Annotated in this window: 21 protein-coding genes; 12 read left to right on the forward strand and 9 right to left on the reverse strand. The window is 63.8% G+C overall.

What is annotated here, in order from left to right; genetic code table 11:
* Positions 1-9: 9 nt before the first annotated feature.
* From BST13_RS02195 to BST13_RS02215, 5 genes are all read left to right on the forward strand, one after another.
* A complete protein-coding gene (locus BST13_RS02195) occupies positions 10-891 on the forward strand; it encodes an amidohydrolase family protein (protein WP_083160198.1) in 882 nt (293 codons plus the stop codon).
* Entirely contained in the window at positions 888-1,355 is a 468-nt protein-coding gene (locus BST13_RS02200; RefSeq protein WP_083160200.1) for a MaoC family dehydratase, read from the forward strand. The genes BST13_RS02195 and BST13_RS02200 overlap by 4 nt, the downstream gene beginning before the upstream one ends.
* Before the next feature lie 18 nt (positions 1,356-1,373).
* On the forward strand, positions 1,374-2,540 hold the full coding sequence (locus BST13_RS02205; RefSeq protein WP_083160202.1) for an acyl-CoA dehydrogenase family protein: 1,167 nt from the start codon (positions 1,374-1,376) through the stop codon (positions 2,538-2,540).
* A 122-nt stretch (positions 2,541-2,662) separates the two neighbouring features.
* On the forward strand, positions 2,663-3,658 hold the full coding sequence (locus BST13_RS02210; protein WP_083160204.1) for an NAD(P)H-dependent flavin oxidoreductase: 996 nt from the start codon (positions 2,663-2,665) through the stop codon (positions 3,656-3,658).
* 133 nt (positions 3,659-3,791) lie between these two features.
* Complete coding sequence (locus tag BST13_RS02215) at positions 3,792-5,384, forward strand: AMP-binding protein (RefSeq protein WP_083160206.1); 1,593 nt, start codon at positions 3,792-3,794, stop codon at positions 5,382-5,384.
* A 317-nt stretch (positions 5,385-5,701) separates the two neighbouring features.
* Here the strand turns inward: BST13_RS02215 and pcaC are convergent, their stop codons facing one another.
* From pcaC to pcaH, 4 genes are read right to left on the reverse strand one after another with little or no spacing between them, the layout of a single operon-like run.
* On the reverse strand, positions 5,702-6,091 hold the full coding sequence (gene pcaC, locus BST13_RS02220) for a 4-carboxymuconolactone decarboxylase (RefSeq protein ID WP_083160208.1): 390 nt from the start codon (positions 6,089-6,091) through the stop codon (positions 5,702-5,704).
* Positions 6,088-7,347 (reverse strand): lyase family protein, encoded by a 1,260-nt coding sequence (locus BST13_RS02225; protein ID WP_083160727.1) that lies wholly within the window; start codon positions 7,345-7,347, stop codon positions 6,088-6,090. The genes pcaC and BST13_RS02225 overlap by 4 nt, the downstream gene beginning before the upstream one ends.
* Before the next feature lie 2 nt (positions 7,348-7,349).
* Positions 7,350-7,901 (reverse strand): protocatechuate 3,4-dioxygenase subunit alpha, encoded by a 552-nt coding sequence (pcaG, locus tag BST13_RS02230; RefSeq protein ID WP_083160210.1) that lies wholly within the window; start codon positions 7,899-7,901, stop codon positions 7,350-7,352.
* Entirely contained in the window at positions 7,894-8,661 is a 768-nt protein-coding gene (pcaH, locus tag BST13_RS02235; protein ID WP_083160212.1) for a protocatechuate 3,4-dioxygenase subunit beta, read from the reverse strand. The genes pcaG and pcaH overlap by 8 nt, the downstream gene beginning before the upstream one ends.
* Positions 8,662-8,749: 88 nt before the next feature.
* Between pcaH and BST13_RS02240 the strand changes: the two genes are divergently transcribed.
* Positions 8,750-9,532, forward strand: a complete 783-nt coding sequence (locus BST13_RS02240) for an IclR family transcriptional regulator (protein WP_083160214.1) — start codon at positions 8,750-8,752, stop codon at positions 9,530-9,532.
* Between the two features lie 22 nt (positions 9,533-9,554).
* Here the strand turns inward: BST13_RS02240 and BST13_RS02245 are convergent, their stop codons facing one another.
* Positions 9,555-10,784 (reverse strand): PucR family transcriptional regulator, encoded by a 1,230-nt coding sequence (locus tag BST13_RS02245; RefSeq protein WP_083160216.1) that lies wholly within the window; start codon positions 10,782-10,784, stop codon positions 9,555-9,557.
* Positions 10,785-10,989: 205 nt separating this feature from the next.
* On the opposite strand from BST13_RS02245, the gene BST13_RS02250 reads away from it, so the two are divergent.
* The 4 genes from BST13_RS02250 (at position 10,990) to BST13_RS02265 (ending at position 15,275) form a co-directional block, all read left to right on the forward strand.
* Positions 10,990-11,880 (forward strand): alpha/beta hydrolase, encoded by an 891-nt coding sequence (locus BST13_RS02250; protein ID WP_083160729.1) that lies wholly within the window; start codon positions 10,990-10,992, stop codon positions 11,878-11,880.
* A 23-nt stretch (positions 11,881-11,903) separates the two neighbouring features.
* A complete protein-coding gene (locus BST13_RS02255; protein WP_083160218.1) occupies positions 11,904-12,833 on the forward strand; it encodes an SDR family NAD(P)-dependent oxidoreductase in 930 nt (309 codons plus the stop codon).
* 115 nt (positions 12,834-12,948) lie between these two features.
* Positions 12,949-13,806 carry an SDR family NAD(P)-dependent oxidoreductase gene (locus tag BST13_RS02260; protein WP_083160220.1) on the forward strand — a complete coding sequence of 286 codons (858 nt, stop codon included), beginning with the start codon at positions 12,949-12,951 and terminating at the stop codon, positions 13,804-13,806.
* Between the two features lie 668 nt (positions 13,807-14,474).
* A complete protein-coding gene (locus BST13_RS02265; protein ID WP_083160222.1) occupies positions 14,475-15,275 on the forward strand; it encodes a nitroreductase family protein in 801 nt (266 codons plus the stop codon).
* Between the two features lie 285 nt (positions 15,276-15,560).
* Here the strand turns inward: BST13_RS02265 and BST13_RS40370 are convergent, their stop codons facing one another.
* The 4 genes from BST13_RS40370 to BST13_RS02285 form a co-directional block, all read right to left on the reverse strand.
* On the reverse strand, positions 15,561-15,728 hold the full coding sequence (locus BST13_RS40370) for a hypothetical protein (protein ID WP_158087091.1): 168 nt from the start codon (positions 15,726-15,728) through the stop codon (positions 15,561-15,563).
* 69 nt (positions 15,729-15,797) lie between these two features.
* On the reverse strand, positions 15,798-16,973 hold the full coding sequence (locus BST13_RS02275; RefSeq protein ID WP_083160731.1) for a 4-hydroxybenzoate 3-monooxygenase: 1,176 nt from the start codon (positions 16,971-16,973) through the stop codon (positions 15,798-15,800).
* Positions 16,974-17,090: 117 nt separating this feature from the next.
* Positions 17,091-18,299, reverse strand: coding sequence for a cytochrome P450 (locus BST13_RS02280; protein ID WP_083160226.1), 1,209 nt, complete (start codon positions 18,297-18,299; stop codon positions 17,091-17,093).
* A 29-nt stretch (positions 18,300-18,328) separates the two neighbouring features.
* Positions 18,329-19,312 (reverse strand): PDR/VanB family oxidoreductase, encoded by a 984-nt coding sequence (locus BST13_RS02285; RefSeq protein WP_083160733.1) that lies wholly within the window; start codon positions 19,310-19,312, stop codon positions 18,329-18,331.
* 113 nt (positions 19,313-19,425) lie between these two features.
* On the opposite strand from BST13_RS02285, the gene BST13_RS02290 reads away from it, so the two are divergent.
* Positions 19,426-20,184 carry an IclR family transcriptional regulator gene (locus tag BST13_RS02290; RefSeq protein WP_083160735.1) on the forward strand — a complete coding sequence of 253 codons (759 nt, stop codon included), beginning with the start codon at positions 19,426-19,428 and terminating at the stop codon, positions 20,182-20,184.
* Between the two features lie 98 nt (positions 20,185-20,282).
* A complete protein-coding gene (locus tag BST13_RS02295; RefSeq protein WP_083160228.1) occupies positions 20,283-22,868 on the forward strand; it encodes a flavin-containing monooxygenase in 2,586 nt (861 codons plus the stop codon).
* Positions 22,869-22,902: the final 34 nt, after the last annotated feature.

A 22,902-nucleotide genomic window follows, 5' to 3' on the forward strand; every position in this document is an offset into this window, starting at 1 on the left:
GCACCGGGAGTGGACTTGCAGGCCACGACCGCGATCGACGTCCATGTTCATGTTCACGCGGACGCACATGGCCACCTGGCCGTCGACGACGAGCTCAACGCCGCCGCGGCAGCCTACTTCCGCAGTGAGGTTCCGCAGCCGACCGTCGGCCAAATAGCTGAGTATTACCGCACACTCAACATCGCGGCGGTGATCTTCAGTGTCGACACCGAGGCAACCACGGGGCATCCCGCGCTGTCCAATGAAGAAATCGCAGACACCGCAGCCGAATATCCCGACGTTCTCATCCCGTTTGCATCCGTAGATCCGGCCCGTGGCCAGGCAGGCGTCCTTGCCGCACGTCGCCTCGTCGAGGACCATGCGGTCCAGGGCTTCAAGTTCCACCCCTCGCTTCAGGCGTTCGAGCCCAACGACCGCAGCGTCTATCCGTTGTACGAAGAGTTGCAGAGCCTCGGTGTCCCGGCGCTGTTCCACACCGGGCAAACGGGTATCGGCGCAGGGCTGCCCGGCGGGCGGGGAATCAAGCTGCGTTACTCCAACCCCATGTTGATTGACGACGTCGCCGCGGACTTCCCGGGGCTGACCATCATCCTCGCCCATCCCTCTGTGCCGTGGCAGGACGAAGCGATATCGATCGCCACCCATAAAGCCAACGTCTACATCGACCTGTCCGGGTGGTCACCCAAATACTTTCCTCCGCAACTCGTTCACGCCGCCAACACGCTGCTGCGCCGCAAAGTCCTGTTCGGATCGGACTACCCGATGATCACTCCAGAACGGTGGCTGCGTGACTTCGAGGCCGTGGACATCAAGGATGATGTGCGGCCAATGATTCTCAAAGACAACGCTATTCGCGCTCTGAAACTCGACAGGACGGAGAGGACCGCATGACGACGACGAGTGTATCGCTGGCAGATCTGGTCGGACTTGCAGGCGCAAGTCTTGGGCCGAGCGATTGGATCACCATCGATCAGGACCGAGTCGACACGTTCGCAGACGCCACGGACGACCATCAATGGATACATGTCGACGTCGAACGCGCCAACGCCGAGAGCCCGTTTGGTGGTCCGATCGCGCACGGCTATCTCACCCTTTCGCTGCTCATTCCGTTGTTCAGCCAAGTCCTGTCCGTCAATGACGTTGCAGCCGCGGTAAATTACGGTCTCAACAAGGTCCGCTTCCCAGCCCCGGTGCCTGTGGGCTCGAAGCTTCGCCTCAGCGGAGTGATCAATTCCGTCGACGAGATTCCCGGTGGTGTGCAGTTGACTGTCGACACCGTCATCGAAGCCGAGGGCGCCGGCAAGCCGGTCTGCATTGCCCAGCCGGTTCTCAGATTCCTTGGCGACCAGGGCTGACGGCGGCAAGGAAGCACCATGAGCCTGACTCCCCTCCCACGCACCATCTTCAACGAAGACCATGACACCTTTCGGGCAGCCGTCCGCGCATTCACCGAACGTGAGGTCGTACCGAATCTGCCCCGATGGGCCGACCAGGAGCACATCGACCGCTCGCTCTGGCGCGAAGCTGCCGACATCGGCCTCTTGGGCATCGAAGTTCCCGAGCGTTTCGGTGGAGGAGGAGTCAAGGACTTCCGGTTCAACGCGATAGCGATCGAAGAATTGTGCGCGGTGGGCGCCACGTCGATCGCGATGGGGCTGACCAGCTTCAATGACTTGGTAGCTCCGTATTTTCTCGCGCTGGGTACCGACGCTCAGAAGCAGAGGTGGCTGCCACCGATGTGTCGCGGAGAAAAGATCGGCGCCATCGCGATGACCGAGCCGGGTACAGGTAGCGACCTCTCCGCAATAGCCAGCACAGCTGTTCCCGAGGAAAACGGATTCCGCCTCAACGGCTCAAAAACGTTCATCACCAACGGGATACAGGCCGATGTCATACTTGTCGTCGCCAAGACCGATCCGACAGCAGGCCGGCGCGGCATCTCATTGCTCGTCGTCGAGGACGGCATGCCGGGTCTCACCAAGCAGGGGCCGCTGGCCAAGGTGGGGCTGCACGCACAAGACACCGCTGAGCTGCATTTCGACGATGTGCACGTGCCCGCCGAGAACCTGCTCGGCGAACTCAATATGGGCTTCAGCTATTTGCGGGGCAACCTTCCACAAGAGCGCTTGAACATCGCCGTCGGCTCAATGGCGTCGACGAACCGGGTCTTCGACATCGCGCTCGAATACGCGACACAGCGTCAAGCCTTCGGCCAACGAATCGCGGATTTTCAGGCCAACCGGTTCTATCTCGCCGAGCTGGCCACGGAAGTGCAGATCGCGCAGGTCTTCGTCGACCGCTGCATTCTCGACGCCGTCCACGGCCAGCTCGACGATGCGCACGCCGCCATGGCGAAGTGGTGGATCAGCGAGCTATACCTGAAGGTTGTTCAGCGCGCGGTGCAATTGCACGGAGGCTATGGGTTCATGGCTGAATACGCTGTCGCCCAGGAGTATCTCGACAGTCGGGCCGCCACACTCTACGGCGGCACTACAGAAATCATGAAGGAGATCATCGGTCGCCGGCTGGTCGCAACATAGCCACGGCTTACATCTACTTCTGACTGGTTCTCTGAGTGAGACGCGTCCCGCGCCCCTGTCCACGTAGCCGTACGTCGGGGGATCTCCAACTGCCCGTACCGCACACCCTTCTGGAGGAACGCATGGCTTTACCTGATGTTCTGTCGCGACCGCTCGCCCTGCCCGTGGTGGCCGCGCCGTTGTTCATCTCCTCGGTGCCCGAGCTCGTGATCGCGCAATGCCAAGCAGGTGTCGTGGGATCATTTCCGGCGCTCAATGCACGCCCTTCATCACTGTTGGCCGACTGGCTGGACCGCATCGCCGACGAGAACGGTGCCTACGCGCGAACGCATCCCGAGATGCCCGTCGCCCCATATGCAGTTAATCAAATCGTGCACCGCTCCAACGACCGGCTCGACCACGACATGAACGTCATCGTCGAACACCGCGTGCCGATCGTCATCACCTCACTGGGCGCGCGCCCGGAGATCAACGACGCGGTCCACTCATACGGTGGGATTGTGCTGCATGACGTCATCAGCAACGAGTTCGCCCGCAAGGCAATCGACAAAGGCGCCGACGGAATCATTGCAGTGGCCGCCGGCGCGGGTGGGCACGCCGGAACGCAATCCCCGCTTGCGCTCATCCGTGAGATTCGGGAGTGGTTCGACGGCCCGCTACTGCTGTCAGGCGCTATCGCCCACGGCCGCTCGATTCTTGCCGCACTGGCCGCCGGTGCCGACTTTGCCTACATCGGCTCCGCATTTCTCTCGACTGTCGAGGCCAACGCCGCGCCCGCCTACAAGCAGATGATCGTCGACTCGACGGCCAAAGACATCGTCTACTCCAATTTGTTCACCGGAGTGCACGGCAATTACCTGCGCGGCAGCATCGCCGCTGCCGGACTGGACCCCGACGACCTGCCTGAGTCAGATCCCTCGGCAATGAACTTTGGCAGCGGCGGCAACATGAAAGCCAAAGCATGGAAAGACGTCTGGGGGTCCGGCCAGGGAATCGGCGCGATAAGAGAATCGCTGACGGTTGCACAACTCGTCACCCAACTCAAAGCCCAGTATGACGAAGCCCGGGACCGTCTGGCCGCTACTGTTTTGTCGAATTCCTTGACCCCGGTTACATGACGCCAGCTGGTCGAGACAGACTTTGCCATCAGTGGCGGCACGAGACTCGGCGACCGTTGTGCCCCGAAATGCAGGCGTCCAACTACCGCCCCTAGGCATACCAGTCAGGCATGGCCAGCTAAGAAGGATGTCAATGATCTTTTCCGCCTCGATCCGCGAGATCGACTTGCCCACAATCAATCTCGCGGACTTCGTACTGGCCGATGTGGATTCGCGCCCGTCGAAGCCCGCGTTGATAGATGCCGTCACCGGCCTCACGTTGACCTACAGCGAACTGGACGAGATGTCCGCACGTGTGGCCGGCGGGCTCGTGAGCGACGGAGTTCGTCCGGGTGACGTAGTCGCCCTGATCAGCCACAACCAGCCGATGTACGCGGTGGCCGTCTACGCGATCCTGCGGGCCGGGGCTGTCGTCAGCCCTGTCAATCCGCTGCTGAACGGTTCAGAGATCAGCAAGCAGCTGACGACGGCCCGCGCCAAAGCCGTCGTAGCGGCGACCGGGGGCGACTGGCTTGCCCAAGCGGTTGCGGGTACACAAGTTGAGACCTGCTACTCGTTCGACGACTCTGCCGTCACACGCTCCTTCCGCGCTCTTCTCTCGTCGGCACCCGCGGTTTCCTACCAGCCTGCGTCGACGAATGATATTGCGGCACTGCCTTTCTCGAGCGGGACAAGTGGAACCAGTAAGGGGGTGATGCTAAGTCACGGCAACCTCGTCGCGAATCTGATACAGCTTCGTGATTGCTGGTCGCTGGATGCCGAAGCAGTCGTATGCGCAGCGATGCCGCTGTATCACATCTACGGGTTCACGGTGATACTGAACTCGGCGATTCTTGCGGGCGGCACGGTGATCACCATGCCGCGCTTCGATCTTCGTAGCTACCTGGAAATAGTGCAGAACTACCGTGTTACGCTCGGACACCTGGCACCGCCACTCGTCCTGGCCTTGGCGACGGCTGCTGAAGTGGACCAGTACGATCTGACGTCGATGACGAGGGCGATATCCGGGGCAGCCCCGCTGGATGAGGAACTCGCTGCGCGCGTCGAGGAACGAACCGGCATTCGTATCCGCCAGGGATACGGCATGACTGAGGCCAGTCCGGGGACCCACGGCGCACCGTCGGATGAGTTCGTCGCAATACCGGCGGGGAGTATCGGTCACCTCCTGTCGGGTACCACGGCCCGGATCGTTGACCCGGCTACCGGCGAGGACGTCGGCGATGGAAGCGCTGGCGAGCTGTGGGTTCGAGGACCCCAGATCATGCAGGGCTATCTGGGACTTCCCGAGGAAACGAAGGCCACGCTCGTTGATGGATGGCTGCGGACCGGCGACGTCGTCGAGCATCGCGACGGTTGCTTCTACGTCGTCGACCGTCTGAAGGAGTTGATCAAATACAAGGGCTATCAAGTCGCGCCCGCAGAACTCGAGGCTCTGCTGTTGCAGCACCCGCAGATCGCGGATGCAGCGGTAATCGGATTGCCGGACCTCGTTGTAGGTGAGTTGCCGATCGCCTATGTGGTGCATTGTGCCGCCTACCCCGGTCCGTCGGACGCAGACGCAATCATCGCGTGGGTGGCTGAGCGCGTCGCACCCTACAAGAAGATTCGACGGGTGGAGTTCATCGAACGCATTCCGAAATCGCCCGCGGGCAAGATCCTTCGCCGCGTGCTGAGGGACCTTTCAAGGGAAGACCAGGAGACGGAAGCCCACGAGCTGCGGCTCTGAACGGAAGTCTTTGTTTGTGCCTACTCGCCCACAGAGGAGTGATCGCGCGGCGGATCGTCACTGTCTACGCGAAGACTGCGCGATCATACCCAGAGGCCATCCCACGCCTCGCGGGGCATTCGATAATCATCGATAACTACAACTATTGATGAGCTCATCGATTATGTGAGGAGGGAATGCAAATGAATCTCGTGGGACGCCAACGTCCCGATTTGTACCGAAAGACAGCAGCACGATGGACGGTCGTACGGCGGCCACCGCGCCGTTCTATGGACCCACCGGTGCGTGCGGGATCGAGGGCTCCGGGTAGGCGTCGGTCACGGTGTGTTATCCCCGCTGAAGAGGGTTTCTTGTGCGATGCGGAATGCTGTGTTGGCGTCTGGCACGCCGCAGTAGATCGCGGTCTGCAACAGCACTTCCTTGATTTCATCGTCGGTGAGCCCGTTGGTGCGTGCGGCGCGGAGGTGCATGGCCAGTTCTTCGTGGTGTCCGCGTGCGATGAGCGCGGTGAGTGTGATCAGTGAGCGGGCGCGGCGGTCTAGTCCGGGCCGCGTCCAGATTGATCCCCAGGCGTATTCGGTGATGAGCGTTTGGAAATCCGCGGTGAAGTCGGTGGTGTGCGCGATGGCGCGGTCGACGTGGTCGTCGCCGAGTACAGCGCGTCGCACGACCATGCCGGCGTCGTATCGGTCGGCTGGGTCGGTCATAGCGGACTCCGTTGCGTGCTGGCCAGTAACTCTGTGGCGGTGAGGTAGAACTCGGCCCGCGCGAGGGCGGCGTCGATGATCTGGTCGCCGATACCGAGGTAGGTTGTCGTTGCTGGTTTTTCCAGTAGTGATGCGATGGCTCGTTGTTCTCCGGATACGTCTGTTGCGGCGAGATTGGCCGCCATGCGATGGGTGTCGACACTTAGGCCCGCGAGGAGGTCGCTGGTGTGCGATGCCGCGACTACGGTCCGCCGACCCAGAATTCGCAGGGTGTCCCATTCGGCGTGCCAGGCGCCGTCGGCGCGTTCGTCGTTGTGCAATCCAGCGGCGGTGTGCAGAGTGGCCGCCAACGGTGGTGCGGTGATTGCGGTGCGGCGAAGCAACACCGACAGCACGGGGTTGGTTTTGTTGGGCATCGTCGACGATCCGCCGCGGCCCGGCTCGGCGGGCTCGGCCAGTTCCCCGATCTCGGGTCGGCCGAGTGTCACCACGTCGGCGGCGATGCGTCCCCACGCGTCGGTGCAGCCGACGAACGCGTCGCCGATCGAGGTGACCGGTGCGCGAACGGTGTGCCAGGGCAAACGGCGGTCCAAACCCAGTGTGTCGGCGGTGAAATCAGCCAGCCGGATCGCGACGTCGGTCGCGTCCGCAGCACCAAGCATCAGGGTCGCCATCTCCACCGATGCGGCCAAGGTGCCGGCAGCTCCGCCGACCTGGACGGGGGTGCGTACCTGTGTGACCACGTCGGCCGCGTCGCAGACACCGTTGAGCCAGGCAGCGGCCTTGACACCGAAGGTTGTCGGGATCGCCGGTTGCGTCAGGGTGCGACCCACCATCGCGGTGGCGCGATGTGTGCGCGCGAGGTTGCCAAGGTGGCGCAACTGGGTGGCCAACTCGCCGCGCACCCGGCGCAGGGCCTCGCGCATCGTCACCATCAGTGCGGTGTCGAGCACGTCTTGACTGGTCAATCCGCGGTGGATCCATCGCCGCGTCGGCTCGGGGGCCCGTTGACGTAGCAGCACGACCAGGGGGATGACAGGGTTCGCGCCGTCGTCGGCGGCCTCGACGAGCGCCGCGAGGTCGGTGTCGTCGATGAGGGTGTGCAGATCACAGTCGGCGGCATTCGAGGGGATCAGGGCGTTGGCGGCGAGGCCCGACAGCCATGCGGACTCGACGTCCACCATGGCGTGCAGCACCGCGCTGTCGGTGAGCAGTCGACCGCCTCGCTGATCTCCGGGCCACAGTAGGTTGGTCACGGTCACGACCTCGGATAGGTCAGGAAGACCGTTTCTTCTGCGCCTTGCAGACGGATGTCGAATCGGTAACCGGTGGAATCGGATTGGCAGATCAGTGTGCTACGGCGGTCGTCGTCGAGGCGGGCGAGCAGGGGGTCACCTGCGAGGTTTGCGTGCGGCAGATAGGCGCGGGTGAACAGCGCGTCGAGCAGGCCGCGGGCGAATACGGTGGTGGCGAAAAAGGGTGCCTGACCGGGACCGGTGCTGCCGGGGGTGATGGTGCTCAGGCTGTAATGGCCGGCTGTGTCGGTGGCTGCGCGGCCCCAGCCTGTGAAAGCCCATCCGTCGCGGTGCAGCGATCCCGCCTCGGAGACGATCGCGCCGGTGTCATCGGCCTGCCATACCTCGATGAGCGCATCGGGCACCGGGGCTCCCGCACCGTCAAAGACGTTGCCGTGCAACCTGATCGCGTTGCGATGGCCGGTCACGGCTAGTTCATTGTCGCCGGGGTAGCACAGTCCATAGTGGAAGAACGGGCCCACGGTCTGACCAGGGGTCGGGTGCAGCTCAGGCATCGGCGTCCTTATCGATCGGGGTGCGTCGGGCGCCGTCGAGCACGATGTCGAACCGGTAGCCGGTGGCGTATTCGGGCTGGGTGAGGTCGTGGTCGTAGGTGGCCACGAGACGCTCGCGTGCCGCCGGATCGGTGATCGACTGGTAGATGGGGTCGAGGGCGAACAGCGGGTCGCCGGGAAAGTACATCTGCGTCACGAGTCGCTGCGTGAACTGTGTGCCGAACAGCGAGAAGTGCACGTGTGCCGGGCGCCAGGCGTTGAGGTGATTGCGCCACGGATAGGGCCCGGGTTTGACGGTCAGAAACCGGTAGCGACCGTCGGCATCGGTGATGCACCGTCCAGCACCGGTGAAGTTGGGATCCAGCGGTGCAGGGTGCTGGTCGCGTTGGTGAATGTAGCGGCCGGCGGCGTTGGCTTGCCAGATCTCGACGAGCTGCCCGGGGATCGGGCGTCCCCGTGTGTCGGTGACGCGTCCTGCGATGGCGATGCGTTCCCCGATCGGTTCGCCCGTGTGTCCGACGGTGAGGTCGGCGTCCAGGGGGGCGACGTCGCGCGCGCCGAAGCACGGCGCGGACAGTTCGAGGTCGTGCGGATCGGCCAGCAGCATCGGGTTGTTCGGGTGGCGCAGGATGCTGCTGCGATAAGGCGCATAGTCGAGCCGCGGCTGCACACCCGCGTGGCGTGCGCCGCCGATCGCAGCGATCTCGGCGGAGATGTCGTGTTGGGATGCCAGCGTTGTGGTATCCGCCAGGGCGGTCATACCCGCTGACGCTAGCCACAGTGGTGCGTGACCCCGAGCCTGTGCTTTCATTCAGTGAAAGCACTGGGCGTCCGGATGGAGGTGACGCATGGCCGGCAACATTTCGCAGGCTGGTCAATCCGTGGCGTCCCGAACGTTGTCGCTGCTCGGGGCGTTCGACACCACGCACCGGCGGCTCACGTTGACCGAGATGGCCCGCCGCGCCGACCTCCCCGTACCGACGGCATATCGGTTGGTCAACGAACTCCAGGAGTGGGGCGCGTTGACCCGCACGGCGACCGGCGAATACGTGATCGGACGCCGCCTGTGGGACGTGGGTTTACTGGCGCCGACGCAGACCGGTCTGCGCGAGATCGCCTCACCGTTCCTGCACGACCTGTACGGGGCGACGCTGTCCACGGTCCACCTCGCCGTCCGCGAGGGCACACAGGCCTTGTACCTGGACCGGCTCGCCGGCCACGCCTCGGTCCCCGTGGTGTCCAAGATCGGCTCACGACTTCCGTTGCACGCCACGGGTGTTGGCAAGGTGCTACTTGCGTACGCACCGGCGAGTGTCCAAGCCGAGGTGTTGTCGCACTTACAGCGGGTGACAGCGCACACCGTCGTCCACGCAGGCGTCCTGAAAGCCCAACTGGCAAGGGTGCACCGCGATGGCTACGCCACGACGGTAGAGGAGATGACGCTGGGCGCGTGTTCGGTGGCGGTGCCGGTCTTCCGTGAGGAAACCGTGGTGGCAGCACTGGGCCTGGTGGTCCCCACCCTCAAACGTGACAAGCTGCGCTTGGTATCGGCATTGCACGTTGCAGCACAGGGGATTTCGCGAAGCCTGTGCGGAGCAACGCCTGGAACTGCCAGACCGACGTTTGGTTGACCGGCGTCATCAGCATAACCCGTCAGCTGCCCCTCAGGTCGATCCACGGGGCAAGTTCGAGCGCGACTGCGACTTCAAGACTTTGAATGCTGAGGGGTTTTGGGAGCAGACGTTCGGCGCGAGCAACGCGCGCCAACACCGTATTACGATGTGCAAAGAGAACTTTCGCGGCCCGAGGAGCGTTCGATTGTTCGCGTAAATATACCGCCAGAGTTCGGCGCAGCTCCGCATCAGCGTGAGCCAGGTCGCCCAGCGTACGCCTCACAAACTCGCGAGCAAGCCCGTCGTCGTGACCGACCAGCGCGACCAGCTGTAGAGAATCCCAGCAGGCGCAGCGCAGGTGGCCTGCGCGGACGAGGAGCCGTTGAGTGGCCAGGGCCTCGAGGTGACTGCGACGAAATCCATCAATGCCCGAGGCGGGTGACCCCATCGCTACGAAGACGTCAGTCTGGCCGAGTACCGATTCGAGCAGTTGGGCGTCGGGAAGGTGATCAGCTGGAACCCACACCCACAGCGCGCCGACGCTGGCGGTGACGGTGAGGTGCCGGCGCGCTCCGACGGCCGCCGCGAGCGCTTCGGCGGCCTGGCCCAAAGTGGCTGCATCAGGCTCCACCTGGTTACTCCACACGATCGCCGCCAGATGCGATCGATCGAGACCGTAACCCAAGCGGGATTCGGCGAGGGCGCGCCGAAGAGGTGCGCCATCGATCAGGAGTGTGACGGTTTCGAGTCGTTCTGCTTGCGTGCCCTTGGTGAGTTGCTCACGTTCGTCACGCATCTGCGCCGAGACCAGAGCTATTGTCGCATCGACGAATTCAAAGATGGAGCGGGCGCTGAAGTCCAGCAGTTCGGCGAGCTCATCGGGATCGCTGGTCAATCCGAGGGCGATGCTCATCCAGCGTCGCCACGCCACGTTCTGCCCTGCACGCCACGCTTGCAGCACGCTGTCGTCGAGGCCACGGCGGATGAGGTCACGGGCGATGATCGTCGGCTCAGGTCCCCGGTTGGGCGCCACCGGTGTGGCGGGATCACGGCGCACGGCTTCGATCCAAAACAGCAGGTTGGCCTTGTTGCTGCGGCGCAACGCCGCAACCAGCGCCGGGTCCAGCGTCAAACCCGGATCCTGGTCAGCGAGCGTGGCTTCATCGATCTCGGCGAGAAGAGACTCAAGAACCTCGCCGGGTGCAGCGAGGATCTCCACGCCGGTCTGCATCAACTCGCAGACGCGCGGCGAAGGTCTCTGCCACCTCATGCCACTCAGACTAGAGCTGCGTTGGGCCAGCGCCCATCCATAGGGTGATTTCGTGTGCAACCGCCTCTTTGCGGTTCGCGCTTGAGCGACGAACATCACTGGTAGCAGTTTTGGAGGCCAAGCCCACATCGGTTCTCGATCCACAAGGAGTTGCCCAATGTCTGCCGACCCACTACAGCGCGACGCGCGCCAAGAGGAGCTACCGATGACCAGCCGCCTCGACGTCGAATTTCAGGCCGGTGATGCGACCTGCCGCGCGTGGCTGTATCTCCCCGACGCCGCGCAGCCGCCGGTGATCGTGATGGCCCACGGACTGGGCGGCATCCGAGAGATGCGGCTGGATGCGTACGCGGAGCGATTCACTGCCGCCGGCTACGCCTGCCTGGTGTTCGACTACCGTCATTTCGGCGCCAGCGACGGCCAGCCCCGTCAACTGCTCGACATAAATCGACAGCTTGCTGACTGGTCGTCCGCCATCGCATATGTCCGTCGCCGCACAGATGTGGACTCGAGCCGGATTGTGCTGTGGGGCACTTCTTTCGGCGGCGGGCATGTGATCGTCACGGCGACTCGCGAGCCGCACATTGCCGCTGTCATCGCGCAGTGTCCGTTCACCGACGGTATCGCCTCTCTGCTCGCGATGAACCCCTGGACGTCGGTCAAGGTCACCGCCCGCGCGGTCGCCGACACCGTCGCCGGCCTGCTCGCACGGCCACCGATCATGTTGCCCTTGGCCGGCCCGCCGAAATCCGCGGCACTGATGACCGCCGCCGACGCGGTCCCCGGATATCTCGGCCTCGTCCCCGACGGGGCACCCCACCGCAACGAGGTTGCAGCACGGGTGGGGTTGCGAATCCCATTGCGTCGTCCAGGCCGGTTCGCCGCGCAGGTGCGCTGCCCGATCCTGTTCTGTGTTTGCGAGACCGACAGCGTTGCCCCTGCCAAAGCGACTCTGCGCCACGCCCGCACCGCACCGCGGGGAGTGGTGCGGGTATATCCCGAGGGCCACTTCGACATATACACCGGCGAGGCATTCGAGCGCGTGGTTGCGGACCAGATCGCTTTCTTGCGCGACCGCGTACCCGTCGGCGCGTAGTCACGGCATATCAGGAGAACACCGTGTCCCGCTACAACCTCACCGGACGCACCGTCGTGATCACCGGCTCCACCGGTGGCCTCGGCTCAGCCCTTGCCGATGCGCTGCGCGCACGTGGCGCCAACCTGGCATTGCTCGACCTCAACCTCGAGGCCGTGAAGGCCCAAGCCGAACAACTCGGCGGTGGCACCGTCGCACGAGGATTCTGGGCCGACGTACGTGACCTCGGCAGCCTGGAAATAGCGATGATGGGTGCCGCCGAGCATTTCGGACGTCTCGACATCGTGATCGCCAACGCGGGCATCGACACGATGGCGCCGATGGCCACCCTCGACCCCGCGGCATTTGAACAAGTCATCGACATCAACCTTGCCGGAGTCTGGCGCACTTTCCGGGCGGCCCTGCCTCACGTGCAACCCCATCGCGGATATCTCCTCGCGATTTCCTCGATGGCTGCCTTCGTACACTCGCCCTTGCAAGCGTCCTACACAGCCAGCAAGGCCGGCGTCTGGGCCATGTGCGACAGCATCCGACTCGAACTCCGTGCTCTCGGTGTCGGTGTCGGCAGTGCGCACCCGACCTTCGTCCGTACCCCCATGATGGACGACGTGGTCGCCGATCCCGCCGGACGAGCTCTCTGGAGCGGCAACGATAAAGGCCTGTGGAAGATGGTTCCGATGCACACGGTAACCGCCGGCATCGTCAACGGCATCGAGCGCCGAGCCGACCAGATCATCATCCCGAAAACCCTCACATTGACCGCGAAGGCGCCCGGCCTCTTCCGCGCCCTGGTCGAGCGAATCGGCTTCCGGGACAGGGCCATCCAACGTGCGATCGATATCGCATCCCCCAGCGGCTGGCATGACAGCCAAGCCAGCAGCCGACACGAGCCCACCTTGGTATTGACCGGCTCTGCGGGAAGACAGCCGATTCCGGAACCAAACCGGAACTGAATGCGCGAAGTGCTCTGGCAACAAATACCCCTTCCGATTTCTGCAGTCAGCGCCGGCGCCGACTTCCCTACGTGCCGTCTGACTCGCCAAATTCGCTACTGATCAAGGAAATTCGATGTCCACCTACGCCCTCAAAGGCAAAGTCATCCTCATCACCGGCGCCACCGGCGGCATCGGCACCGCGGGCGCACGGGCACTGACAGCGCAGGGCGCCAAAGTGGTCCTGGTCGACCTGTCCGACGATGCCGTCACCGCGCTCGCCGCACAGCTGCCTGCCGGAAGTTCACTGCCCATCTCCGCCGACGTCACCGCCGTCGATCAGATGAGCGCCGCCGTCAACAAAGCCGTCGCAGAATTCGGCCATCTCGATGTCGTGTGGGCCAACGCCGGCATCGCCAACAATCCCCCCGTCACGCTCGCCACCGCCGACCTGACCACCTACGAGAAGGTCATCGAAGTAGACCTGCTCGGCGTCATCCGCACCATTAAGCCGGCACTCCCGCAGATCACCGAAAACCAGGGCCAAGTCATCGTCACAGGGTCGGGTTATTCATTCATCAACGCGGTCCTCAACTCGGCCTACGGCGCCTCCAAAGCCGGGGTCGAGATGCTCGCGCGCAGCCTACGCGCCGAACTCGCTCCCTACGGCGCGTCCGCCAGCGTTCTTTACCCATCGTGGACCAAAACCCCAATCACCGATTCCACCAACAGCGACGAACTGGTCGACCAACTGTTCAAGCACGCCTTCCGCGGACCCCTAGGCCACTTCTCCGAACCCGAAGTCGTCGCAGCCGGCCTCGTCACCGGTCTGCGGAAACGCTCACCGCGTATCTTCGCCCCACGTCCATGGGCTGCTTACTCAGCCTTGCGCGGCGTCCTGAACCCACTCACCGATGCCGTCCTGAACCGCGACAACACCATCCGCTCCCTGGTTCGGCAAATCGAGGCACGGCGACGCGCCATCCCGACCTGATCTCGATGCGCCTCTCGGAATTGGTCGCGGCAACACCGACATCGTGGCGGTGCGAACTTCGAGGCGGCGGCGTCGGGGACAGCGTTGAGGTGACAGTGCGGCTATTTCAGGTCGCTCTTCACGAAATGCCAGTGGAAGCCGTTGCAGCAGAACCGACTAAGTGATCGAGGCGATCTCCACAACCTGTATCAGCGACACAAAATTGCTGAGCAGATCAACACTGACGATCAGCGCAGCCTCACCCGGCCGCCGCCTCAACGCCAGAAACCGGTTCCCGAATGCAACAGGGCTCAGGGCGAAGACAGGTATGCCTACAGGTATGGGGACGGGTAGCTCACCCGATGTGGTCTGCGCCACTGCGGCGGATGCTGTGAGATGTGTTGCTCAGTGACGCAGTGCGCGACCTTGTAGGCACGACGAGTGAGGGCCCCTCCTTCGCAGGCCGCATACCCATCAGCGGACAACGTCACCGCCGAACCCTGTCTGCGGAAGGAGTCCTGACGCCGACTCCTCCCGAACGCATCGAATCAGGTCGTCTGATGACCTTCTGCCGAAGCCCGCTGCGACCGCCGGCGCCGGGACCGGCCCCGTGTCAATCAGATACCTCAAGCGGCCAATTTCTGAGCCCTCCTAAAACACCACCGACCAAGACGAGGAGAAACCAATAAATGGATCAGCCCATCACTGCGTTGCCCGTTGAGCACGCCGCAGCTATCCCGCGGGACCCAGAGGAAGAAGCGACGCGGGCGGCGACCACCGATCTGTATGACGTCATGAGCACGATGCGCGCGATGCGCCGACTCAAACCGGAGCCGGTGCCGCGCGAGCTGATCGAACGGCTGATCCAGGCTGCGTCGTGGGCGCCCAGCGGCGGCAACTCGCAGACTGCTCGCTACATCGTGGTTGACGACCGAACCCAAATCGCACGAATTGCGCCGCTGTGGAGGCGAGCTCAACGCTTCTACCTGACCGCACAGGCCGACGCGTGTCCACCGACGATGTCACCGAAGCAGTTTCAGCGCACGATGGCGGCGGGGGAGTATCTTGCCGACCACTTCGAAGACGTGCCCGCGCTGATCGTGGTGTGCTGTGATGTGTCGTCAATGATGCACCGTTGGCTCGCCAATACTGGGTCGGTAGCACGTGCTTTTGGAGGGCTAGGTATCCGCCGAGCCGTGACCGGCGGGGCGAACTTCGGCAAGTTCGCACGCCTATCCATCGCTGCCAGCGTCTACCCGGCGGTTCAAAATTTGCTCCTGGCCGCCCGTCAGTCCGGCCTGGGTGCCAGCTTGACCACCACGCATTTGCTGTTTGAGCGCGAACTCAAAGACATACTCGACTTACCACGCAATGTCCGTACATTCGCCTTCGTGCCAATTGGTTACCCCCTCGGTCGATTCGGCCCAGTCAACCGCGCCCCTGTCGAACACTTCCTGCAGTGGAATCACTGGCAGCAGCGGCCGAATTAGGCGTGCCGGTAGACGGCACAGCGGCCGTGCAGCGACGCATGATCAGGGTGCACCGGACTCGTGAAGTCACTGCTTGGACCGCCCCGGCGAAGTTGGAAGCCGGATCAGTTGGGCTCAGGCCGTTGTGCCGGCGTCGCCCGTCGTCCGGTGGAATGTGCCCCTCCTACTCGGCTGGAGGCATTTTCCGCAGAAACAATGCGGCCCTTCCGAATTGTAAGTACCGGCCGACTACCTGAGTCTTCTCTACCGCCAGGTCGACTTCCCTTGCAGCGCTCCGTTTCCGAACTAATCAGTCTCACCGATGTCGAGGCGGCCTTCGGCATCATGCATGTCGGCCGCGTCCTGTGAGCGTGGCCGACCCAGATCGCGGAGAAAGCCGGACTGAGCGTCGAACGCGCCACGGTGTTCACCCGGCATGGGCAGTCCACCAGTGTCGGGCGGGAAGCGCCGCATCTCGAGGATTGGATCGCGCGGTCGACAGATCGCCATCGCGAGACGTGCACGCGATGGCTCTTTGTGGTGTCAGCCGATGTGCAGGGGTAGGCCGGCGTAGTTCTCGGCCAACCCCGTCGCTGCGGCGCGGCTGCTGGATACCCATCGAAGCTGTGACTGCTGGAGCTGTGCATCGAACGGGTCGCCGCTGATGTGCAGCATGCTGGTCATCCACCAGGAGAAGTGCGTACAGCGCCAGACCCGCTGCAGCGCGGTGTGCGAATAGTCGTCGGCGAGGGTGGGGTCGTTTTTCTTGATCAGCGCCGTCAGCGCCGGGGCGAGGACCGACACGTCGGCGATGGCCAGGTTGAGGCCTTTGGCGCCGGTCGGTGGGACGATGTGGGCGGCGTCGCCGGCCAAGAAGAGCTTTCCGTGGCGCATCGGAGTCTGCACGTAGCTGCGCATCGGGAGCACGCTCGATTCGGTGATGGGGCCGGCCTGCAACGACCAGCCGTCGATGCTCGCCCCGAGCCGAGTGGACAGTGCTTCCCAGATCCGTTCGTGGGACCAGGATTTCACGTCGGTGTCATTGGGCACTTGCAGGTAGAGCCGACTGACGGTCTGGGAGCGCATCGAGTGCATGGCGAACCCGTCGGGATGCCAGGCGTAGATGAGTTCGTCGGTGGAGGGCGCGACGTCGGCGAGCACGCCCAACCACGAGTATGGGTAGATCTTCTCCCACACTTGCTTGACGGTCTGGGGTACCGCCGCGCGGCTGGGTCCGAATGAACCGTCGCAGCCGGCGATCACCTCGGCGTCGAGGCGTTGCGCCTTTCCGTCGACGGTGAAGGTGACGTAGGGCCGGTCCGTGGTGATGTCGTGTACCGCTGCGTCTGCGGCTTGGTAGATGATCTGCTGATCGGCTGCACGGCGTGCGGCGACGAGATCCTTTTGCACCTCGGTCTGTCCGTACACCCACACGCTGCGTCCGACCAGGTCGACGAAGTCGAGGTGGTGACGTTCGCCCGGTGTCTGCAGGTAGATTCCGCGGTGCTCGATTCCCTTGTGCGACAGCCGGTCACCGAGGCCGGCCGAGCGCAGCAACTCGACCGAGGAGTGCTCCAGGATGCCCGCGCGGATCCGTGAGAGTACGTACTGCTCGGTGCGGGCTTCGACGATGACAGAGTCGACACCGTCGGCGGCGAGCAGGTGGGACAACAACATGCCGGCCGGGCCGGCGCCGATGATGGCGACTTGAGTGCGCATGCCGCCAGTGAACGGCACCAGACGACCATTCACCCACCTTCGGCTTTCACTCAACGAAAGGCCCGGAATCGGGCGCATGCGGGTGGCGGCGCCTGTCCGCACCCTCGCCCCGGTTGCTCAAACCAGCGTCACCTCGACGGGGATGCTCTGCCAGGCGCGCAGCGTGTTGTTGTGGTGGCGGACGGCCGGGCCTGCCAGCTCGATACGTTCGACGCGGCGTGCCAGCGCCGACAGTAATGCCTCTGCTTCCAAACGCGCTACGTGCTGCCCCACGCATTGATGGATTCCCATGCCGAATCCGACATGCCCGGAGGGGTCGCGAGATAGGTCGAACTGGTCAGGCTCATCCCAGCGTCTGGGGTCGCGGTTGGCGGCGCCGAGGAACATCAGGATCTTCTCGCCTTCGGGAATCACGGCATCGCCAAGATGGACGTCGCGGGTGGCAGTGCGGAAGAACGTTTGCACGGGCGACTCCCATCGCACGGCTTCGTCGAACGCGGTCCTAATTGAGGCGGGCTGCTCTCGGAGTCGTTGCCACTGCCGGGGATTGGTGGCCATGGCAAACAAGGTCGCCGACAGGCCGTGCACCGTGGTGTCGACGCCAGCCGACAGCAGCGACCGTACGACCACGGGCGCCTGTTCGTAGGTGATCTCGCCCCGATCGGCCGCAGCCCAGATGTCGGCGCCAAAGCCCCTGTCCGCGAGTGCTTCCCGCTGACATTGCGCGTTGGTCCACGAACTGAGTTCGGGTGCGCGCACCGCGCCATTGGCGACAAGGCTGTTGGCTGGGCCGAACGCATTGAACAAGTGGTCACCGTAGGGCAGGAGGTTCTCCCGGCCTTCCTGACCGATGCCAATGGCGTCCGGGAACACGCGCAGCGGGAACGCCTGCGCCAACGCGGTGACGGCGTCGAACTCTGGGCCGTTGGCCAGTACGGCGTCGACGAGCGCCGTCGCGTCGGCGATCCAGTCTTCGCGCAGTTTGCGCAGGGCGCGAGGCCCAAGAATCTTGCTCAACACCCGCCGTGGTGCATCGTGGCGGGGAGGATCGGCCTCTAGAAGTAAACTCGGTGGGCGCCACGGCTGTTCGCGCCGGAAGTTCGACAATCCGACACCGGCCGATGACTGAAAGTCTTGCCAGTTACTCAACGCCGCTCGCACGTGTTCGTAGCGGGCCAGCGCATAGACGCCGTAGAGGCTCAAGTAGCTTATTGGGCCCGCTTCACGGAGGGCCTCATGAAGGGGCAGAGGGTTTTCAAGCAGTTCGTCGCTGAACGGGTCGGCATCGTTGTTGGGTAGAGCGATGGGTGGCAGCAGCGCGGGCATCGTTGTCCTCCTTGGAGAATCAGAAAGGGTCACAGATCCAGGACCAGGTTGTCGCTGTGGGCACGCGAAACGCACGGGAACATGCAGTCACCGGCCTGGCGTTCGTGGTCATCGAGGACGGCGTCGCGGTGATCAGGTGTGCCGCGCAGAACTGTCACTTCGCAGGTACCGCAGGTGCCCTGCTGACAGGAGGACAGCACGTCGGCGCCGGCGGCCCGCACGACGTCGAGCACAGAATCGTCGGGCCCGACCGTGACGGTCACTCCGGTGCGCGCCAAGGTGACCTCAAACGTGGTCAGCGACGCGGCGCTGAGATTGGTGTGGCCGACAAATCGCTCGCTGCGCAGCGCGTATTTCGGCCAGCCAACCATCGCGCGCTCGATGGCGTCCAAGAGTGGAACCGGGCCGCAGGCATACACTTTGGTGTCGGCGCGCGGATCTCCCAGGAAGGCCGGCAGATCCAGTAGCCCCGCCTCGTCTTGGGGAGCGACAGTCACCCGATCGCCGTACGCGGATAGTTCGTCCACAAATGCCATGGATGCGCGTCGCCGGCCACCGTAAAGCAGGCGCCAGTTGGTCCCGAGCATGTCGGCCTGCCTGATCATCGGGAGCAAAGGAGTGATGCCGATCCCGCCGGCCACGAACAGATACGTCGGCGATGGCACGAGGGCGAAATTGTTGCGCGGCCCGCCGATCTCGATCTGATCGCCGACGGCGAGGACATCGTGCACGTATGCCGAACCCCCGCGGCTGGCAGGCTCTCTGAGCACACCCACCTGATAGCGATCAGGAGTCCAACGATCACCACATAGCGAGTACTGACGGGTCACCCCGTTGGGAAGGATGACGTCGATGTGGGCACCGGGCGCCCAATCAGGCAGCCGGCCGCCATGGGCTGCCGACAACTCCAGGGACACCACCCCTTCGGCCACGACTCGCTTTTCGGTGACGACGACGGCTGTCACACTGGCATTTCGGCGCTGAGCTACTGGCGTTCGATCGACAATCGGCATCATTGCGGCTCCTTCACACTCGCGAATGAGTGTGATCCGCACCCCCTGCCGCCACCGACTGGTGTATCAATGAATGAGAAGATTCAGTCGCTGAAGCTGGGGTGAACCTCAACATGCCACGGACCTACACGGGGGAATCGACACTCGCCCGGGCGATCCGCGTGCTCTCAGCGTTTGAACCCGACCAGCCGGCACTGTCTGTCTCGACCATCGCCCGACGCAGTCAGCTCCATGTCGCGACGGCGTCGAGGATCGTGGCCGAGCTGGTCGCGCACGGACTGTTGGAGCGAGGCGAAAACCGCGAAGTGAGAGTCGGCGTTCGGTTGTGGGAACTAGCTTCACGCGCCTCGCCAACCCTGTCGCTGCATCAAGCTGCGATGCCGTATCTGTCCGACATCCACGCCGTCGTAGACCACCACGTGCAGTTAGGGGTTCCTGATGGCGACGACGTTCTCTTCGTTGAACGATTGTCGGCGAAAAACGCCGTCATCAATTACTCACGCATAGCCGGCCGGCTGCCGTTACACGCCTCGTCTTCGGGCCATGTGCTGCTCGCATTTGGCCCCCAAGATCAGCGGGAGCGCATTCTGCGACAACCGATGAAGGCCTACACCGCACACACCATCACCGACCCCGCAAAGCTGCGTGACGCACTCGACCTCGTCCGCCGCCGCGGATACGCCCTACTTCCCGGCCATATCCATGATGACGCAGCAGGACTGGCTGTCCCCGTCTTCGACAGCTTGGGTAAGGCCATAGCCGCCCTATCGATCATCGGTCCCAATGACGATCGACTCAACGCACACGTCCCCCTCCTGTTGGCCGCCGCGCGCGGAATTCGGCGCGCACTCAATCCGAGTGCCACCACATAGCACCCCCAGAGCTGGTGCGCAGATCAGGTATGGGCGCGGGTATGGGTACGGGTAGTACGCCGGATGTGTGACGGATCACTGTTCTTCACGATGAAGACATGGACACCAAGGACGTTGACGTCGTAATCGTTGGAGCTGGATTCTCGGGTCTCTATGCGACCCACCGACTCCGTAACGGGTTGAACCTCTCTGTGCAAGCCTTTGAAGCCGCGCCCGGCGCCGGCGGGGTGTGGCACTGGAACACCTACCCCGGTGCGCGCTGCGATTTCGAGAGCATCTTCTACTCGTACTCGTTCGACGAGGATCTGCAGCGCGAGTGGCGCTGGACGGAGCGTTTCGCCGCTCAGCCCGAGATCAAGCGATACCTCGAGCACGTCGCCGACCGATTCGACCTCCGACGCAGTTACCGCTTCAACACCCGGGTTACGTCGGTGGTGTGGGACGAGGACGCCGCGCGGTGGCGCGTCGGCACCGACGACGGGGCCGTCACGACCGCACGGTTCTTTCTCAGCGGAGCGGGTGCATTCGGGGTGACGAAGCCCAACGACTTCCCCGGACAGAGCGACTTCGGCGGCACTGTGGTGCACACCAGCAGCTGGCCCCAACAGGGCATCGAGCTGGCTGGCAAACGCGTCGCCGTGATAGGCACGGGGTCTACGGGCATCCAGGTCATCCAGACCATCGCCAGTGAGGTCGGCCAACTGACCGTCTTCCAGCGGACCCCGAACTTCGCCTGTCCCCTGGGAAACAGGCCGTTGTCCGATGACGAATTCAACGCCACGGTGGCCGACTACCCACGGATTCGTCAGGAGGCACTCAACAGCATCGCGGGCGCGGCCTATCCGCGCGCGGTGCTTCCGGCGGCGGCCCACACACCAGAACAACAACGCGCGGTCTACGACGAGTTCTACAACGGCGGCGGTTTCCGCATGCTTGCCTCCACCTACTACGACCTGATCAGCAATCCCGAAGCGAACCGCACGGTGGCCGACTACATCCGAAGCCGCATCCGTGAGCGTGTGACCGACCCCGAGGTCGCCGAACTGCTGTGCCCGACCGATCACCCGTACGGAGTCAAGCGGGCGACGTTCGAAACCAAGTACTTCGAGGTGTTCAACGAGCCCCACGTACGCCTTGTCGATGCGCGCACGACACCAATCGTCCGCATCACGGAGAAAGGTATCGCCACCACCGAGCAGGAGTACGAATTCGATGTCATCATCTTGGCCACCGGATTCGATGTGGGCGCGGGAGCCCTGAAGCGGATGGGCGTCATCGGCCGCGAAGGCAAGAGTTTGACCGATCACTGGGCGCACGGCCAACGGGCCTATATCGGCACGGCCACCCACGGGTTTCCAAACCTCTTTCACATCAACGGTCCGCAAGGTGCCGCTGCCTTGTTCAACAATCCCATTGCCATCGAAGAGAGCGTCGACTTCATCGCAGACCTGATCACGACGATGGAGGAGCGCGGGTACCGAACAGCGGAAGCGACCGCTGAGGCCGAGACCCGGTACAACGAGCTGGTCTGTGAAGTCGCCGATGCGACACTGGTTCCCACCGCAACCACGTGGTACATGGGCGACAACATCCCGGGCAAGCCGCGGATCCCGTTGTCACTGTTCACGGGCGCACCGATGTTTCGCGCGGTCGTCGCCGAGGTGGCGGCGCACGACTTCAGCGGATTCGCCTTCGACGGTCAGGAAAGGCCGGTTTCGCCACTGGTCAATCTTGACGGGAGCGAAGTCTTCCTGCTCGCGGGCATGATGAACATGGGCATGAAACCCCTCGAGCAGTGTTCCCTGGAGGAAGTTCGCTTCAGCCTGGAAGCCTTCAAGGCCTTGCAGCTTCCGCTGCCGACCGGCATCTCCGTTACCGAAGTGTCCTATCCCACCGAGGAGGGACAGCGCCCGGTGCGGCTGTATCGGCCCGAAGGTGACACGGGCCCGCTTCCGGTCATCGTGTTCGTTCACGGCGGTGGTTGGGTCGGCGGAAGCCTCAACGCATTCGACGAGCCCTGCGCGGTCCTGGCTCAACGGGTCGGCGCGGTCGTGGTGTCACCGGACTATCGGCTGGCACCCGAACATCCCTTCCCCGCAGCGCCCAATGACGTCCTCGCCGCGCTGCGGTGGGCGGGCGAGCATGCAAGCGAGTTCGGCGGAGACCCCGACCGTATTGCGATCGGCGGCGAAAGCGCCGGAGCGAACCTCGCCGCAGTGACCGCTCTACGAGCCAGAGACGAGGGCGGCCCCACGCTGCGGGCGCAGATTCTGGTGACGCCACCCGTAGACCCGTTGGCCGACAACGACTCTCGCAAGCAGTTCGCGAACGGACCGATGATCTCGGCCGAGGTCGGCGAACGCATGTGGACCATGTACCTGGGTGACCCCGCGAACGCCACGTCGCCGTGGGCGGCGCCGATCCGGGCCGAGGACCTGTCGGGGTTGCCGCCGACACTGATCGTGACCATGGAGATCGACCCGACTCGGGACGAAGCCGAGGACTACGCGGCGGCGTTGCAGGCCGCCGGCGTGCCAACGCAATGCCGACGCCTCCCACGCCTGTTCCACACCACGTTGTCCGTGTCGGGGGCAGTTCCGCGGGCCGCGGAGATCCACGACGCGATAGCGGAATTCCTCGACCCGCTGCTGGTCAGGCAAGCCGAGGCCAGCGTCGTCGGCTGAGGCGTGATGGTGGCCGGGGCAGCGCAGTGACCGG

The sequence above is a fragment of the Mycobacterium aquaticum genome (assembly GCF_002086485.1).
GTDB classification, from domain to species: Bacteria; Actinomycetota; Actinomycetes; order Mycobacteriales; family Mycobacteriaceae; genus Mycobacterium; species Mycobacterium aquaticum.

Coding starts and splice junctions, on each gene's coding strand:
- BST13_RS02245 (WP_083160216.1), bottom strand. CDS start 10,784: ATGAGGTGGCAGAGACCTTCGCCGCGCGTCTGCGAGTTGATGCAGACC.
- BST13_RS02260 (WP_083160220.1), top strand. CDS start 12,949: ATGTCCACCTACGCCCTCAAAGGCAAAGTCATCCTCATCACCGGCGCC.
- BST13_RS02205 (WP_083160202.1), top strand. CDS start 1,374: ATGAGCCTGACTCCCCTCCCACGCACCATCTTCAACGAAGACCATGAC.
- pcaC (WP_083160208.1), bottom strand. CDS start 6,091: ATGACCGACCCAGCCGACCGATACGACGCCGGCATGGTCGTGCGACGC.
- pcaH (WP_083160212.1), bottom strand. CDS start 8,661: ATGACCGCCCTGGCGGATACCACAACGCTGGCATCCCAACACGACATC.
- BST13_RS02295 (WP_083160228.1), top strand. CDS start 20,283: ATGGACACCAAGGACGTTGACGTCGTAATCGTTGGAGCTGGATTCTCG.
- BST13_RS02285 (WP_083160733.1), bottom strand. CDS start 19,312: ATGCCGATTGTCGATCGAACGCCAGTAGCTCAGCGCCGAAATGCCAGT.
- BST13_RS02215 (WP_083160206.1), top strand. CDS start 3,792: ATGATCTTTTCCGCCTCGATCCGCGAGATCGACTTGCCCACAATCAAT.
- BST13_RS02200 (WP_083160200.1), top strand. CDS start 888: ATGACGACGACGAGTGTATCGCTGGCAGATCTGGTCGGACTTGCAGGC.
- BST13_RS02265 (WP_083160222.1), top strand. CDS start 14,475: ATGGATCAGCCCATCACTGCGTTGCCCGTTGAGCACGCCGCAGCTATC.
- BST13_RS02275 (WP_083160731.1), bottom strand. CDS start 16,973: ATGCGCACTCAAGTCGCCATCATCGGCGCCGGCCCGGCCGGCATGTTG.
- BST13_RS02240 (WP_083160214.1), top strand. CDS start 8,750: ATGGCCGGCAACATTTCGCAGGCTGGTCAATCCGTGGCGTCCCGAACG.
- BST13_RS02280 (WP_083160226.1), bottom strand. CDS start 18,299: ATGCCCGCGCTGCTGCCACCCATCGCTCTACCCAACAACGATGCCGAC.
- BST13_RS40370 (WP_158087091.1), bottom strand. CDS start 15,728: ATGCGGCGCTTCCCGCCCGACACTGGTGGACTGCCCATGCCGGGTGAA.
- BST13_RS02210 (WP_083160204.1), top strand. CDS start 2,663: ATGGCTTTACCTGATGTTCTGTCGCGACCGCTCGCCCTGCCCGTGGTG.
- pcaG (WP_083160210.1), bottom strand. CDS start 7,901: ATGCCTGAGCTGCACCCGACCCCTGGTCAGACCGTGGGCCCGTTCTTC.
- BST13_RS02290 (WP_083160735.1), top strand. CDS start 19,426: ATGCCACGGACCTACACGGGGGAATCGACACTCGCCCGGGCGATCCGC.
- BST13_RS02250 (WP_083160729.1), top strand. CDS start 10,990: ATGACCAGCCGCCTCGACGTCGAATTTCAGGCCGGTGATGCGACCTGC.